The 14,037-nt window shown below is 61.1% G+C and carries 18 protein-coding genes and 1 tRNA gene; 11 read left to right on the top strand and 8 right to left on the bottom strand.

All coding sequences use genetic code 11. The annotated features are described in order from the left end of the window. The first annotated feature begins 48 nt into the window (after positions 1 to 48). Genes ACOQOQ_RS15195 through ACOQOQ_RS15175 form a run of 5 tightly spaced genes read left to right on the top strand, consistent with a single transcriptional unit; the run spans position 49 to position 2,058 of the window. Positions 49 to 738 (top strand): TIGR02594 family protein, encoded by a 690-nt coding sequence (locus ACOQOQ_RS15195; protein WP_420567829.1) that lies wholly within the window; start codon positions 49 to 51, stop codon positions 736 to 738. A gap of 1 nt (position 739) precedes the next feature. Then, positions 740 to 997, top strand: a complete 258-nt coding sequence (locus ACOQOQ_RS15190; RefSeq protein WP_420567828.1) for a hypothetical protein — start codon at positions 740 to 742, stop codon at positions 995 to 997. Next, positions 994 to 1,356 (top strand): hypothetical protein, encoded by a 363-nt coding sequence (locus ACOQOQ_RS15185; RefSeq protein ID WP_420567827.1) that lies wholly within the window; start codon positions 994 to 996, stop codon positions 1,354 to 1,356. The genes ACOQOQ_RS15190 and ACOQOQ_RS15185 overlap by 4 nt, the downstream gene beginning before the upstream one ends. Next, entirely contained in the window at positions 1,310 to 1,597 is a 288-nt protein-coding gene (locus ACOQOQ_RS15180) for a hypothetical protein (RefSeq protein WP_420567826.1), read from the top strand. The genes ACOQOQ_RS15185 and ACOQOQ_RS15180 overlap by 47 nt, the downstream gene beginning before the upstream one ends. Next, entirely contained in the window at positions 1,594 to 2,058 is a 465-nt protein-coding gene (locus ACOQOQ_RS15175) for a hypothetical protein (protein WP_420567825.1), read from the top strand. The genes ACOQOQ_RS15180 and ACOQOQ_RS15175 overlap by 4 nt, the downstream gene beginning before the upstream one ends. Before the next feature lie 112 nt (positions 2,059 to 2,170). Here ACOQOQ_RS15175 and ACOQOQ_RS15170 read toward each other — a convergent pair. Next, a tRNA-Tyr gene (locus ACOQOQ_RS15170) sits at positions 2,171 to 2,254 on the bottom strand. Positions 2,255 to 2,389: 135 nt separating this feature from the next. On the opposite strand from ACOQOQ_RS15170, the gene rlmB reads away from it, so the two are divergent. After that, positions 2,390 to 3,166 carry a 23S rRNA (guanosine(2251)-2'-O)-methyltransferase RlmB gene (rlmB, locus tag ACOQOQ_RS15165; RefSeq protein WP_420567824.1) on the top strand — a complete coding sequence of 259 codons (777 nt, stop codon included), beginning with the start codon at positions 2,390 to 2,392 and terminating at the stop codon, positions 3,164 to 3,166. 215 nt (positions 3,167 to 3,381) lie between these two features. On the opposite strand, the gene ACOQOQ_RS15160 is transcribed toward rlmB, so the two are convergent. Further along, positions 3,382 to 3,714 (bottom strand): hypothetical protein, encoded by a 333-nt coding sequence (locus ACOQOQ_RS15160; RefSeq protein WP_420567823.1) that lies wholly within the window; start codon positions 3,712 to 3,714, stop codon positions 3,382 to 3,384. Between the two features lie 141 nt (positions 3,715 to 3,855). Here ACOQOQ_RS15160 and ACOQOQ_RS15155 point away from each other — a divergent pair, with 141 nt between their 5' ends. Beyond that, positions 3,856 to 4,329: a CoA-binding protein gene (locus ACOQOQ_RS15155; protein WP_420567822.1), complete on the top strand. Its 474-nt coding sequence runs from the start codon at positions 3,856 to 3,858 to the stop codon at positions 4,327 to 4,329. A gap of 75 nt (positions 4,330 to 4,404) precedes the next feature. On the opposite strand, the gene ACOQOQ_RS15150 is transcribed toward ACOQOQ_RS15155, so the two are convergent. From ACOQOQ_RS15150 to hisA, 3 genes are all read right to left on the bottom strand, one after another. Next, the gene (locus ACOQOQ_RS15150) at positions 4,405 to 4,716 is read right to left on the bottom strand and encodes a phosphoribosyl-ATP diphosphatase (protein ID WP_420569782.1); all 312 of its coding nucleotides are present in this window, start codon (positions 4,714 to 4,716) and stop codon (positions 4,405 to 4,407) included. Then, complete coding sequence (hisF, locus tag ACOQOQ_RS15145) at positions 4,716 to 5,495, bottom strand: imidazole glycerol phosphate synthase subunit HisF (RefSeq protein ID WP_420567821.1); 780 nt, start codon at positions 5,493 to 5,495, stop codon at positions 4,716 to 4,718. The genes ACOQOQ_RS15150 and hisF overlap by 1 nt, the downstream gene beginning before the upstream one ends. Before the next feature lie 160 nt (positions 5,496 to 5,655). Further along, a complete protein-coding gene (hisA, locus tag ACOQOQ_RS15140) occupies positions 5,656 to 6,378 on the bottom strand; it encodes a 1-(5-phosphoribosyl)-5-[(5-phosphoribosylamino)methylideneamino]imidazole-4-carboxamide isomerase (protein WP_420567820.1) in 723 nt (240 codons plus the stop codon). Between the two features lie 156 nt (positions 6,379 to 6,534). Between hisA and ACOQOQ_RS15135 the strand changes: the two genes are divergently transcribed. Beyond that, the gene (locus ACOQOQ_RS15135; RefSeq protein ID WP_420567819.1) at positions 6,535 to 6,918 is read left to right on the top strand and encodes a DUF2147 domain-containing protein; all 384 of its coding nucleotides are present in this window, start codon (positions 6,535 to 6,537) and stop codon (positions 6,916 to 6,918) included. A 105-nt stretch (positions 6,919 to 7,023) separates the two neighbouring features. Then, a complete protein-coding gene (locus tag ACOQOQ_RS15130) occupies positions 7,024 to 7,410 on the top strand; it encodes a DUF2147 domain-containing protein (RefSeq protein ID WP_420567818.1) in 387 nt (128 codons plus the stop codon). 6 nt (positions 7,411 to 7,416) lie between these two features. Here the strand turns inward: ACOQOQ_RS15130 and hisH are convergent, their stop codons facing one another. Genes hisH through ACOQOQ_RS15115 form a run of 3 tightly spaced genes read right to left on the bottom strand, consistent with a single transcriptional unit; the run spans position 7,417 to position 9,172 of the window. Next, complete coding sequence (gene hisH / locus ACOQOQ_RS15125; RefSeq protein WP_420567817.1) at positions 7,417 to 8,055, bottom strand: imidazole glycerol phosphate synthase subunit HisH; 639 nt, start codon at positions 8,053 to 8,055, stop codon at positions 7,417 to 7,419. After that, the gene (hisB, locus tag ACOQOQ_RS15120) at positions 8,056 to 8,643 is read right to left on the bottom strand and encodes an imidazoleglycerol-phosphate dehydratase HisB (RefSeq protein ID WP_420567816.1); all 588 of its coding nucleotides are present in this window, start codon (positions 8,641 to 8,643) and stop codon (positions 8,056 to 8,058) included. It lies immediately after the preceding gene. A gap of 58 nt (positions 8,644 to 8,701) precedes the next feature. Further along, entirely contained in the window at positions 8,702 to 9,172 is a 471-nt protein-coding gene (locus ACOQOQ_RS15115; protein ID WP_420567815.1) for an Lrp/AsnC family transcriptional regulator, read from the bottom strand. Positions 9,173 to 9,299: 127 nt separating this feature from the next. Between ACOQOQ_RS15115 and putA the strand changes: the two genes are divergently transcribed. Together putA and ACOQOQ_RS15105 are read left to right on the top strand one after the other, a co-directional pair. Further along, positions 9,300 to 12,824: a bifunctional proline dehydrogenase/L-glutamate gamma-semialdehyde dehydrogenase PutA gene (gene putA / locus ACOQOQ_RS15110; RefSeq protein ID WP_420567814.1), complete on the top strand. Its 3,525-nt coding sequence runs from the start codon at positions 9,300 to 9,302 to the stop codon at positions 12,822 to 12,824. A 136-nt stretch (positions 12,825 to 12,960) separates the two neighbouring features. Continuing rightward, on the top strand, positions 12,961 to 13,971 hold the full coding sequence (locus ACOQOQ_RS15105; RefSeq protein WP_420567813.1) for a C4-dicarboxylate TRAP transporter substrate-binding protein: 1,011 nt from the start codon (positions 12,961 to 12,963) through the stop codon (positions 13,969 to 13,971). The last annotated feature ends 66 nt before the right edge of the window (positions 13,972 to 14,037 follow it).

Raw genomic sequence — 14,037 nt, 5'->3', positions numbered from 1 at the left:
ACCTTAACCGGCCCGCCACCCGTGCGGGCTTTTTTCATGGGGATTGCCATGACGATTGATTGGTTCGCCGTCCAGAAACGGCTGCAAGACCTTGGCTTTGATCCGGGTCCGATTGATGGGGTGCGTGGCCCCAAAACCGATGCCGCTGTTGTTGCGTTCAAGCGCAGCGTGGGCTTGCGCCCGCGCCCCTATATTGGGCCACTGACCTATGAAGCCCTGATGGGGTCACAGGTCCAAAAGGGTGGCAAGCCCGCCGATCTGCCTTGGATGGCAGAAGCAGCGCGTGTCCGGGGGCTGCATGAGGCCCGTGACCTTGGCCAGTTGCGCGGCTGGTTCGACAAGTCGGTCAGTTGGATCGATCCACGCGACGTGCCGTGGTGCGGTGCATTCGTGGCCACCTGTTTCCGTCAGTGGAAACCCGGCATCGACATCCCTGAAAATCCGCTTGGCGCGCGCAACTGGGGCAAGTTCGGTCAGCACTGTAACCCGCAATTCGGGGCGATCCTGACCTTCTGGCGTGGCAGCAAGTCCGGCTGGAAAGGTCATGTGGGCTTCTATCACGGCGAAGACGCCACCCATTTCCACTGTCTGGGCGGCAATCAGTCGAACGCGGTGACGGTATCGCGCATCGCCAAGTCGCGGCTGCTGACCGCGCGTTGGCCCAATGACTTCCCGCTGTCCGGCAAGCGCCTGCAGGTGAGTGCGGCGGGCGTCCAAACCACCACAAACGAGGCGTGACATGCTGAAATTCTTTGGCCGCTACATGATTGGCGGCAGATCGGGCAAGCGGGAGCAGGCATGGGCCGTGTTCCTGCTGTGGTGTGGTGCCTTCGGGTGGATGGCTGCGAAAGAAGCTTCGGGCATTCCCATGGATGGCACTCAGTCCATCCTGTCGCTGGCCTTTCCCATGGTCATCGCCAATCTGGCTTTGGCCCATGGCATGGAATGGGTCAGCACCCAGACCAACATCGCGTCCAGTTGGGGTGAAGGCGAATGATGGCGATTGTCCTTCGCGTCGGTGGTCGGCTGCTGTCAAGCCGCGCCGGGCTGGCCGTGGTCCTGTGTGCCCTTCTGTGGGGCTGGCATGTCTATGACAAACGGCAGGCCATCAACGCCGCCCGCGAAGGCTTTGTGCGCCAGTTTGAACTGACTGCAGCCCAGACCGAATTGGAAACACTGCGTCGCCGGATGGCAGCGGCAGAAGAGGCCAACCGGGTTCTTCAGGAAAAAGTGCAGGTGGCAGAGGGCGAAGCCCTGCGTTTCGCTGCTGAATTGGAGGTGTTCGAGCGTGAGACGGAAATCAATCCTGATGGCGTTGTCGATTCTGGTCTTCTTGGCCGCTTGCGGTCAAACTGATCGGGAACGCATCGACGCCGCCGCGCAGGCGGTAGGAGAAGCTCGCGCGGCTGATGTTTGGCCGGAACTGCCTGCAGATTGTCGCCGGACATCCCGCAGTGGCATTCAGCAGGGTGACAGGCTGGATGTGGCGGTCCTGAAGGCTGATGAAGCCTTGGCTCGCCAGAACGCCCGCACAATCCGCTGTGCGGACTGGTACGATCAGCAGCGCGCCGATGCTGCGGCAGGTGATGTAGAATGATCACGCTTGCCTTCTACAAAGGGCGCGGCAAAACGCGCTGGCAACGGCTTCAGGATGCGGCCATCCGGTTGACCACCCGTGGACGCTATAGCCATGTCGAATTGATTGCGGGCACCGCCCTGCATGGCGACATCGCGCAATGCCTGTCTTCATCTGGCCGTGACGGCGGGGTCCGCGCCAAACGTATCCTACTGAAGCCGGAAAGCTGGGATCTGGTCGAACTGCGGATCGATCCTGCCAAGCCTGCCCAGTTCGTCCGCGCCCGCATTGGCGCGCAGTATGACTATAAGGGCATTTTGCTGTCACAGGTACTGGCCCTTGGCCGTCACGATGAATCGCGCTGGTTCTGTTCAGAGATTTGCGCCGCTGCGCTTGATCTGCCCAACCCACAGCGCGTGTCGCCGCAGTTTCTGTTCGATGTGGTGACCTGGGGCTATCAAGGAATCGAGAACGCTGGGTGAACTTTACCTGAAATTGCGGGACACCTTCCTGCTAACCTATTGATATGTTTAGGGCCGTTCTGATATTTTGCGGGACACCACACCTTTGATTTTATTGGGTTTTTTGGGAAAGTGGTGGGCGACCCTGGAATCGAACCAGGCATGAGTCTCCTCGGCGGAGTTACAGTCCGCTGCCGCACCTTGCAGCCCGTCGCCCGTGTCTGCGGCATTGCCTCAGAACGTGGGGGGGTGATTACAAGCGTCGAACGGGGGCGTCAACAGGAAAATTCCTTGCAGATGCATCACAGGAGGCGCATTAACGCCCCCAGCATGAAATCAAGGGGTAAGCGCGATGAAAAAGCCCAAATGGGTCGTCGAAAAAGAGCAGGCGAAAAAGGCATCTGCCGCCGAAACCGTGTGGATGTTCGGCCTGCATGCGGTGCGCGACGCGCTGCAGAACCCCAACCGCCAGCGGCTGCGGCTGGTGGTGACGAAAAACGCGCATGATAAGCTGGCAGATGCCATCGAAGTCAGTGGCATGACCCCTGAAATCGTGGACCCGCGCAAGTTCAACGTGCCGCTTGATCGCAACTCGGTTCACCAGGGCGCAGCCCTTGAGGTCAAGCCCTTGGAGTGGGGCCGGATGGAAGATGTCTGCGTCGGCAAACCCGATCTGCCGCCTCGCGTGGTGCTTTTGGACAAGGTAACAGACCCGCATAACGTGGGCGCAATTTTGCGCTCGGCCGAGGTGTTCGGAGCCTGCGCGGTGATCGGTACGCGGCACCACTCGGCGCCCGAAACCGGTGCTTTGGCCAAGACCGCCAGCGGTGCGCTGGAGCGCCAGCCATATTTGCGCATCCGCAACCTGTCTGACGGAATCGTGGCCCTGCAAAAGATGGGATATATCGTGCTGGGCCTGGCTGGCGAGGCCGATCAGACCATCGAAGAGGCGCTTGAGGGCAAGCGTGATCGCCCTGTCGCCCTGGTTCTGGGGGCCGAGGGGCCCGGCCTGCGCCAGAAAACCCGCGAGACTTGCGATGCCCTGGTGCGGATCGACTTTGCGGGGGGCTTTGGCTCGCTCAACGTGTCCAATGCCGCCGCCGTGGCGCTTTATGCAGCAAGGGGCTAGTCGTTTACGGGATGTTCACGACTTCTTTACAAGCTCTTTTAATGTGACTTAGCGGTCTTATGTAGATGAGCAGGAGCACGGGGTCGGAACCCCCGCGTCTCAATTCACTGTCCCTCGTTCCGTGACTTGCACCCCGGGTCTTCCCGGGGTGTTTTTTTGCAGAGGCGTAATTGGGTTTGGCACGCTTTGCGGGACTTAGCTGCCATTCAGTTGGATTATTCGTTTACCCTTACATCAAGATCTCGAAAATTCCCCGGCACGGCATCATTACCAAAAGAATAGCATTCCAATGTAACCTCGCCGTTTTCAACAAAAGCGATAAACCCGGTCTGCAATTCACCGGCAGTTCCTGAGATTATTGGTCTGTCTAAAACCACTCTATCCTCGGGTAAACTGCTGTGGCGCAACGTTAGAAAGTACCCAACTCCTGTAAAATAAAGCTCCACCAATTCGCCTTCGTCACTTAATTGCTCAATCAGTAATGATGAAAGCTTTTGAATGGCAAGTCTTTGGAGAATGTCAATTTCGAACTCCTTGAGAATACCCATTGTTTGCGTTCTCCACAAATTCGGAATCAATGTCTGAGACGGTTGCTTGTAAGTCAACATGGGCTCTTCGTCGACGTCACGTTGTTCAAAATAGCGATCTGAGTGCTTTGCATGGGCACGTGGGCACGCTAACGCTTGGGTATGAGCGAGACCTATACAGACGATCATCTGAAAACGATTCTGAAACGTACCCGCCGCGTGGCCGTGGTGGGGGTGTCTATGAACCCGGTGCGCCCGTCCTATTATGTGGCGCGCTATCTGGGTCTGAAGGGCTATACAGTGATCCCCGTCAATCCCGGCCACGCTGGCAAGCGATTGTTTGGCCAGGAGGTGGTGGCCAGCCTGTCCGATATTCAGGGCAGCGTGGACATGGTGGACATTTTCCGCCGCTCCGAGGCAGTGCCGCCCATCGTGGATGAGGCCTTGGAGGCCTTTCCGGGTGTGCAGACCATCTGGATGCAGATCGGTGTGGAACATGCCGAGGCCGCGGCCAAGGCGCGCGCGCAGGGCGTGGATGTGATCATGAACCGTTGCCCCAAAATCGAGTATCAGCGCCTGTTCGGCGAGCTGCGCATGGGTGGGTTCAACACCGGGGTGATCTCGTCCAAGCTGTGACGGGGTTGTCGCTGTTTGCCTTCGGCAAATGCGCCCCACCCGCCGTCCCGCAGTCGGTGCGCATTTGCAAAAGCCTTAAGGCTGACGCGCGGCTTTTTCGGCCAGGCCTGATTGGCCCTGACGGCGCGCGAGTTCGGCCTTCACATCGGCCAGGGCTACGTCGCGCGATTGCAGCATCACCAGCAGGTGGAACAACACGTCGGCGGCTTCGGAAGTCAGGCCGTCACGGTCGCCTTTCACAGCCTCGATGATCGCTTCGATGGCTTCTTCGCCAAATTTCTCGGCCACTTTTTCGGGGCCTTTGGCCAGCAGCTTGGCGGTCCAGCTGTCATCGGGCGAGGCCGAAGCGCGGGTGGCCACGATTTGTTCGAGTTCTTCCAGAGTCATCATTCGATCCTCATCGGGATGCCGGCGGCGGCCATGTGTTCCTTGGCCTCGCGGATGGTGTAATCGCCAAAATGGAAGATCGAGGCGGCCAGAACGGCCGAGGCGCCGCCTTTGGTGACGCCTTCGACCAAGTGATCCAGCGTGCCGACCCCGCCCGATGCGATGACCGGCACATCGACCGCATCCGAGATCGCGCGGGTCAGGGGCAGGTTGAAGCCAGCGCGGGTGCCGTCGCGATCCATCGAGGTGAGCAGGATTTCACCGGCGCCCTTGGCGACCACGGTTTTGGCGAAGTCCACAGCGTCAATTCCGGTGGGTTTGCGGCCGCCATGGGTGAAAATCTCCCAGCGGATGCCGTTTCCCTCGGCGTCGGTTTCAACGGTCTTGGCGTCGATGGCCACCACGATGCACTGGCTGCCGAACTGGTCTGCGGCCTCGGCCACCACGTCAGGATTGGCCACGGCGGCCGAATTGAAGCTGACCTTGTCCGCCCCAGCCAAAAGCAGGTTGCGCACGTCCTGCACGGTGCGCACGCCGCCGCCCACGGTCAGCGGGACATAACATTGTTCAGCCGTACGCTGGACCACATCGAACATGGTGCCGCGGTTTTCGTGGGTCGCGTGGATGTCCAGAAAACAGATCTCGTCCGCGCCGGCGGCGTCATAGGCCTTGGCAGATTCCACGGGATCACCAGCATCGACCAGATCAACAAAGTTCACGCCCTTCACGACGCGCCCATCGGCAACGTCCAGGCAGGGGATGATACGGGTTTTCAGCATCCGGGCCTCTTTCGCGGTTTGAGTTGGGTTTAGGTCAGTTCCGGGGCGGAGGCAATGCGGAGGTTCGGTTTTCGAATGGGGGATGGGAGGGGGCGTTGCCCCCTCTGGCCTGCGGCCATTCACCCCCAGAGTATTTGCCGAGCAAAGAAGCTGGAGCGCTTCAGGATTTGAGCAGGGTGAGGGCCTGGCCCAGGTCGATGGCGCCGTCATAGAGTGCGCGGCCAGAGATAGCGCCGTTGAGGGGCGCGCCGCAGGATTTCAGGTTGCGCAGGTCCTCCAGCGAGGAGACGCCACCGCTGGCGATCACCGGGATCGACACGGCATTGGCCAGCGCGGCGGTTTCGGCCACGTTGGGGCCTTGCATGGCGCCGTCACGGTTGATGTCGGTGTAGATGATGGCCGCGACGCCCGCATCCTCGAAGGATTTGGCCAGATCCGTAGCGTTGACGTTGGTTTCCTCGGCCCAGCCCTTGGTGGCGACCATGCCGTTCCGCGCGTCGATCCCAACAGCCACGTGACCAGGGAATTCCTTGCAGGCTTCGTGCACCAGATCGGGGTTTTCAACGGCCACAGTGCCCAGAATCACGCGCTGCAGGCCCTTGGACAGCCAGCGTTCAATCGTTGCCATGTCGCGGATGCCGCCGCCCAGCTGCGCGGGCACCTTGGTTTGGGCCAGGATTTCCTCGACCGGTTTGGCGTTCACCGGCTCCCCAGCAAAGGCGCCGTTCAGGTCAACCAGGTGCAGCCATTCGCAACCCGCGTTCACAAACTCCAGCGCCTGGGCAGCGGGGTTTTCGTTGAAGACCGTCGCCTTCTCCATCTCGCCTTTGTACAGGCGCACGGCGTTGCCGTCCTTCAGGTCAATCGCGGGATAGAGGATCATGGTCCGGGCCTTTCTGTCACTATGCTGCGCGCGGTTTTGCACGAGCGGCGAGAAATTGCAACTTTCCGCCGCTTTATCGAGGCTTCCGTCATGTCAGGCTTGATCGGAATCGCCTGTGCGGGTCAGGATCAACCCAACATTCAGGGAGGATATCTGATGAAAACTCTGGTTTTGGCCGCTGTGGCGTCGGTTTTGATGGCAGGGGCTGCGTCGGCCGATCCGGTCGAAGGTGTGTGGAAAACCCAGGTGGATGAGGGTTCGTATGCCCATGTGACCATGGCGCCTTGTGGTGCAAGAATCTGTGGGGTGATTTCCCAGACGTTCAACGCGGAAGGCGAGTACAAATCCAAGAACATCGGTAAACAGTTGGTCTGGGATATGGAGCCGCGCGGCAAGGGCGCATACCGCGATGGCAAGATCTGGCAGCCGTCCAAGGACAAGATCTATAGCTCGAAAATGGACATGTCCGGCAATACGCTGAATGTCAAAGGCTGTATCGGCCCGGTTTGCAAGAAACAAACCTGGAGCCGCGTGAAATAAGGGCAATCAGCCCGCACAGGCAGGCCGCGACGCATTTGTGATACGCGCCTGTCACATCATTTATGGTATGGTTGGCGCCGTAGGACAGTACCGGAGGGCACGGTCATGCGGCGCCTTTTCTTATGCATAATGGTCATCGCCAGCGCCTCGGCGCTGCGGGCCGAACCCTTGGTCGGCACCTGGCTGACCACGCCCGACCGAAAAGGGCAGGTGGCCCATGTGCGTGCCGAACGATGCGGAGACGCGCTGTGCGGTACGATCGTCCGGGCTTTTGACCAAAGCGGCATGCCCGTGACCACGCCCAATGTCGGCAAGCGTATCTTTTGGGATGTTCGCCCGCTGGACAAAGCGGTGTACAGCGGCACCGGATGGCTGCCTTTGCGAAACAGGACGTTCAAGGCCACGCTGCGCCTTGCACAGAACACCTTGACCGTCAGCGGCTGCATTGGGCCGATTTGTCAGAATCAAACGTGGAAACGAGTGCAGAACTAGCGCGCGTTACGGCGCCCAGTTCAGGAAGTTCGCGATCATGTGCAGGCCGGTTTTCTGACTTTTCTCGGGGTGGAACTGCATCCCGACCAGGTTATCGCGCCCGACGATGGCGGTGATTTTGCCTGCATAATCCACATGCGCCAGCAGATGCGCAGGATCGGCGACCTTGAAGTGATACGAGTGGACGAAATAGGCGTGATTGCCCGTCTCGATCCCGTCGAACACCGGGTGGTCCGTGTCGATCACCAGGTCGTTCCAGCCCATATGCGGCACTTTCAGGCTGTCATCTGACGGCGCAATCTTGTCCACATCCCCACCGATCCAGTCGAAACCGGGCGTTTCGGTATATTCCAGCCCGCGGGTCGCCAGCATCTGCATGCCGATACAAATCCCAAGAAAGGGTTTGCCCTGACCGATCACCACCTCTTCCATCGCTTCGAACACGCCGCGATGGTCGAACAGGGCCTCGCGGCACGCAGGAAAAGCCCCGTCGCCGGGCAGCACGATGCGATCGGCGCGGCGGATCACCTCGGGGTCCGAGGTCACGATGACCTCGCCCGCGCCGGTTTCATTTGCCATCCTTTGGAATGCCTTCTCGGCCGAGTGCAGGTTCCCGCTCTCGTAGTCCACAATGACCGTGGTCATTTACAGCGCTCCCTTGGTCGAGGGGATGGCGTCGGCCTTGCGCGGGTCGGTTTCGACCGCGATGCGCAGGGCGCGGGCCACGGCCTTGAACGCCGCCTCGGCCACGTGGTGGGCGTTGAAGCCATGCAGCTGGTCCACGTGCAGGGTGATCCCGCCGTGGGTGCTGAGGGCCTGGAAAAACTCGCGCACCAGTTCGGTATCAAACGTACCGATCTTGGGCGCGGCAAAGTCCACGTTCCAGATCAGGTAAGGACGTGCCGACAGGTCCAGCGCGCAGCGTACCTGGGCGTCATCCATGGGCAGGTGACATTCGCCATAGCGCCGAATGCCCTTTTTGTCGCCCAAGGCCTGCGCCAGGGCCTGACCCAGAGCAATGCCGGTATCCTCGACCGTGTGGTGATCATCGATGTGATAATCGCCTTGCGCGCGGATGGTGAAGTCGATCAGCGAGTGGCGCGCCAACTGGTCCAGCATGTGATCAAAGAAGCCCACGCCGGTCTGGTTGTCATAGGCCCCGGTGCCATCCAGGTTCACCGTTACGGAAATTTCCGTCTCGGCGGTCTTGCGGGTGATCGTGGCTGTGCGCATGTCGCTCTCCAAATCTGTCGCGGCTCTTATAGGCGGGCGGTTGCAAATGGCCAAGCCCTTACAGGGCCGTATCTTTCACCGATTGCATCGACACATGGGTCGATGTCGAGCCAACATAGGGCAACCCCGAGATCACCTCGCCCAGCACCCGCCGATAGCTTTGAATGTCGCTGGTGCGTATCTTCAACAGGTAATCGAACGAGCCGGCAATCATGTGGCACTGTTCTATCTCGGGCACGTCCATCACCGCGGCGTTAAAGGCGCTTAGCGCGGTTTCGGTGGTATCTGTCAGCTTGACCTCGGCAAAGGCAACATGTTCCAGCCCCAACTTGCCCGCGTCCAGTACCGCGCGGAAACCTTGTATATAGCCGTCCTCCTGCAGCCGCTTCAGCCGGACCTGACAGGGGCTTTTGGACAGGCCAACCTGTTTTGCCAGTTCGGTCACGGCGATGCGGCCGTCGGTGGACAGAACGCTCAGGATTTTCAGATCGATGCGGTCCAGATCGTCGTTGATCGCTAGGTATTGCATTCAAAGCTCCTGATTTCGGGGCAATTTACAGGATTTGCGGCCATGATTTTGGAAAAATCGGGCAAAATGACTGTGCATTCTTTGCTAGGCTCAGGTCAAGACTTCACCAACAAGAGGGGCCACAGAAATGACTGCGCCAATGTTTGCTGCCGACAAATTCACCGCATCCGATCGCATTACTCAAGCGTTGGAGCCCCTGCGCCAAGCCGTGCGTGCGCAGCAACACCTGCCCGAGGCGCAGGTCCTGACACAACTTCACGCGCTTGCGCCGGCCAAGTCTCAGCGCCAATCGGCCTTTGCCCAGGCAACGCTGATGGTCAAAGGGCTGCGCGAGAAGGGCGACATGGGCCTGATGGAGGTTTTCCTGTCCGAATACGGCCTGTCCACCAGCGAGGGCATCGCCCTGATGTGCCTGGCCGAAGCTTTGCTGCGCGTGCCTGACCGCGACACGATCGACGAGCTGATCGAGGACAAGATTGCCCCTTCGGAATGGGGCGCGCACCTGGGCCAGTCGTCCTCGTCGCTGGTGAATGCCTCGACCTGGGCGCTAATGTTGACGGGCAAGGTGCTGCAAGAAGATCAGGAACCGGGCATCGCCGCCACCCTGCACGGCGCCATCAAACGTCTGGGCGAGCCGGTAATCCGCACAGCGGTCGCCCGCGCCATGAAAGAGCTGGGCGCGCAGTTCGTCTTGGGGCAGACCATCGACGAGGCGCTCAAGCGCGGCAAGGCTCGGGCGCGGCAGGGTTATACCTTCTCGTATGACATGCTGGGCGAGGCCGCGCTGACCGCGCGCGATGCCGCGAAATATCACGCCGCCTATCTTGACGCGATCCACCGGCTGGGCCGCGAGGCCAAGGCGCAGGACATCCGGTCGAACCCCGGTATCTCGATCAAACTGTCGGCTCTGCATCCGCGGTATGAAGTGGCCCAAACCGCCCGTGTCATGGCCGAGCTGGTCCCCGCGACGCTTGAACTGGCCCTGGCGGCCAAGGACTCTGGCATGGGTCTGAACATCGACGCAGAAGAGGCCGGCCGACTGGACCTGTCGCTGGACGTGATCCAGGCCGTTCTGTCTGATCCGCGTCTGGCTGGCTGGGATGGTTTTGGTGTGGTCGTGCAGGCCTATGGCAAACGCGCGGCCGCGACGCTGGACTGGCTGTATGCGCTGGCCGAAAAGCTGGATCGCAAGATTATGGTCCGCCTGGTTAAAGGCGCCTATTGGGATACCGAGATCAAGCGCTCTCAGGTCGAGGGGCTGGAGCATTTCCCCGTCTTCACCCGCAAAGCCGCAACGGACGTGTCCTATATCTGCTGCGCGTCGAAACTGCTGAGCATGACCGACCGCGTTTATCCGCAGTTTGCCACCCATAACGCCCATTCCATCGCGATGATCCTGCAGATGGCGGACGATCCAAGCAGTTTTGAATTTCAGCGCCTACATGGCATGGGCGAGGGGCTTCACGATCTGGTCATGACCCAAAGCGGCACCCGCTGCCGGATCTATGCTCCGGTCGGGGCGCATCGCGACCTTTTGGCCTATCTGGTGCGGCGCTTGCTTGAAAACGGCGCGAACTCCTCGTTCGTGAACCAGATCGTAGACCCCGAGGTCGCACCCGAAATCGTGGTGGCCGATCCCTTTGACGCGCTGGGCGACGGTCCCGCGCCGGGGGTGGTCGCGCCAAGTGATCTGTTCGCGCCCGAGCGCGACAATGCCCGCGGCTGGGACCTTGAGGATGCCCTGGATCTGGAAGCACTCGAGGCCGCCCGCGCACCGTTCCACGCGGCGCAGTGGCAGGGCGGGCCTTTGACGGTCAGCCCCGTTGTGCAGGGCACGCAGGTGCAGGTTGTGAACCCCGCGGCCCCTTCGGATGTGGTGGGCCAACTGACCGAGGCAAGCGCCGCCCAGGCCGAACAGGCTTTGCAGGACGCCCAGCCCTGGCAGGCCCCTGTTGCCGCGCGCGCCGCAGCGTTGAACGCAGCGGCAGATCTTTTTGAATCGCATCATGGCGAACTGTTCGCCCTGCTGGCCCGCGAGGCCGGCAAGACCCCGAATGACGCGATTGGCGAACTGCGCGAGGCGGTCGATTTTCTGCGCTATTACGCCTCTCAGGCGGCTCATCTGTCGGCTCCTGCGCGCGGCGTTGTCAGCTGTATTTCTCCTTGGAACTTCCCCTTGGCGATCTTCACTGGACAGATCGCAGCGGCATTGGCTGCGGGCAACGCGGTGCTGGCCAAACCAGCCGAGGCAACCGGCCTGATTGCCACCCGGGCCACGCAGCTTATGCATCAGGCGGGTGTGCCCGTGGCGGCGCTGCAACTTCTGCCGGGGCAGGGGGGCGCATTGGGGCCTGTTCTGACCGGCAGCGCCCAGATCAGCGGCGTTTGTTTCACCGGATCGACGGCGACGGCACAGCGGATCAACCGCACGATGGCCCAGGGCGCGCAGCCCGATGCCAGCCTGATCGCTGAAACCGGAGGTCTGAACGCGATGATCGTGGACAGCACCGCGCTGCCCGAACAGGCGGTGCGCGATATCGTGGCCTCGGCGTTCCAGTCGGCCGGTCAGCGGTGCTCGGCGCTGCGGTGCCTGTATGTCCAAGAGGACGTGGCAGGCACGCTGCTGCCGATGCTGTACGGCGCCATGGACGAGCTGTCCCTGGGTGATCCGTGGCACCATTCCACCGACGTGGGCCCGGTGATCGACGCCCGTGCGCAGGCAGATTTCGCTGGCTATATCGCGGACGCGCGCGGCCGGGGTGATGTGCTGAAAGAACTGACGGCCCCAGAGGGCGGTCATTTCATCGCGCCCACCGTGATCCGCGTGGACAGTATCGCCGATCTTGAGCGCGAGATCTTTGGGCCCGTGCTGCATGTGGCCACTTTCAAGGCTGAACAGATCGACCAGGTCGTCGACGACGTGAACGCCACGGGTTTTGGCCTGACCTTTGGGCTGCACACCCGGATCGATGGGCGGGTCGAGCAGGTCGCCAACCGGGTGCACGTGGGCAACCTTTATGTGAACCGCAACCAGATCGGCGCCATTGTCGGCTCTCAGCCCTTCGGCGGCGAGGGGCTGTCGGGCACGGGGCCCAAGGCGGGCGGGCCGGCCTATCTGCCTCGGTTTACGCGTGCGGATCGTCAGTCACTGCCGGCAACGCAGGGGGGCGACGCGGACATCACGCAGGTGCAAACCGCGCTGCAGGCCTTGGCGCAAGAGATCCCGGCCAAGCTGAGCGTTCAGGATTTGCCCGGACCCACCGGCGAATCCAACCGGCTAAGCACCTATGGGCGCGGCGTGGTTCTGTGTCTGGGGCCCACGCCTCAGGCCGCGGCGCAACAGGTGCAGATCGCGCGTCAGAACGGCTGTCCGGCCCTGGCTGTGGTGCCGGGGGGCTCGGCCGATCTGGGGCTGGATGGGTTCCTTCCGCGCGAGGCACTGTCGCAGCTGTCGGGCATGGCCCTTGTTGCCTTGTGGGCCGATGATGCAGATATCATCGCCGCTCGTCAGGCCTTGGCTGACCGTACCGGTGCGCTGATCGGGCTGTCGACCGGGGATGATCTGGCCGCGCGCTGCCGGATCGAGCGTCACATCTGCATCGACACCACCGCAGCAGGGGGCAACGCGCAACTGCTTGCGGCCTCGGGGTAAGGGGCGCGCGCAAGCGCCCCTTTCATTCCCGGTATGCGGAAGTATATTTCGCATGATTTCCTTGGCAGGTGCGCGCACCTGTGCTAGCCTTCCTGTCGTAGCGGTGGTGAACGTGCCGCACACAGGGAGGAAAAACATGAATAAACTGATGACCAGGGCCGCAATCGCGGCGCTTGCTTTTGGCTTTGCAACCGAGGCTGTGGCAACCGAATGGAACGTGTCCGTCTGGGGCAAACGCCGCGCCTTTACCGAACATATCGAAAAACTGGCCGAGCTGGTCAGCGCAAAGACCAATGGCGAGTTCACCATGAACATCAGCTATGGCGGTCTGTCCAAGAACAAGGAAAACCTGGATGGGATTTCCATCGGTGCCTTCGAGATGGCTCAGTTCTGCGCGGGTTATCACCGTGACAAAAACCCAACCATCACCGTGTTGGAGTTGCCCTTCATCGGTGTGAACACCTTGGAAGAAGAAGTTGCCGTGGCCCGCGCGGTCTATGCCCATCCGGCCGCGCAAAAAGATCTGGCACGTTGGAACGCCAAGCTGCTGATGCCTTCGCCCATGCCGCAATACAACATCGTTGGCACCGGCGAGCCGCGCGATACTCTTGCCAAGATGGAGGGCATGCGTGTCCGCGCAACGGGTGGCATCGGGCAGGCGTTCAAAACCGTTGGCGCCGTGCCCACCTCTGTGACCGCGACCGAGGCGTATAGCGCCATGGAAAGCGGCGTGGTGGATACTGTGGCTTTTGCCCAGCACGCGCATTTTGCCTTCCGTACCATTGATCAGGCCACCTGGTGGACCGCGAACCTGAATCCGGGCACGGTGAACTGCCCGGTCGTGGTGAACACCGATGCCTATGACGCGCTGTCGGATGCGGAACGCGCCGCTCTGGATGGGTCGATCGACGAGGCGCTGGATCACTATCTGGCCAACTATGGCGCCCTGCTGGCAAAGTGGGATACAGTTTTGGCTGAAAAGAACGTGACCAAGGTCATGATCTCCGAGGCCGAGTTGGCCAAGTTCCGCGCCGCTGCCGCTGATCCGATCCGCGAAAAGTGGCTGGCCGATATGTCCGCGCAGGGCATTGACGCGCAGGGGCTGTATGACACGGTCGTGACCACACTGGCCGAGACCCGCAAGTAACTCCAATCCGCCCGAAGGCTTAGACCCTCGGGCGGTCTGCATTTCAGAGACAGCAAAATAGCCCGA

Source organism: Thalassovita sp. (genome assembly GCF_965218685.1).
Classification (GTDB): Bacteria; Pseudomonadota; Alphaproteobacteria; order Rhodobacterales; family Rhodobacteraceae; genus Thalassobius.
The sequence above is the reverse complement of the archived record's forward strand: the minus strand, read 5'-3'. Positions and strand labels throughout refer to the sequence as shown.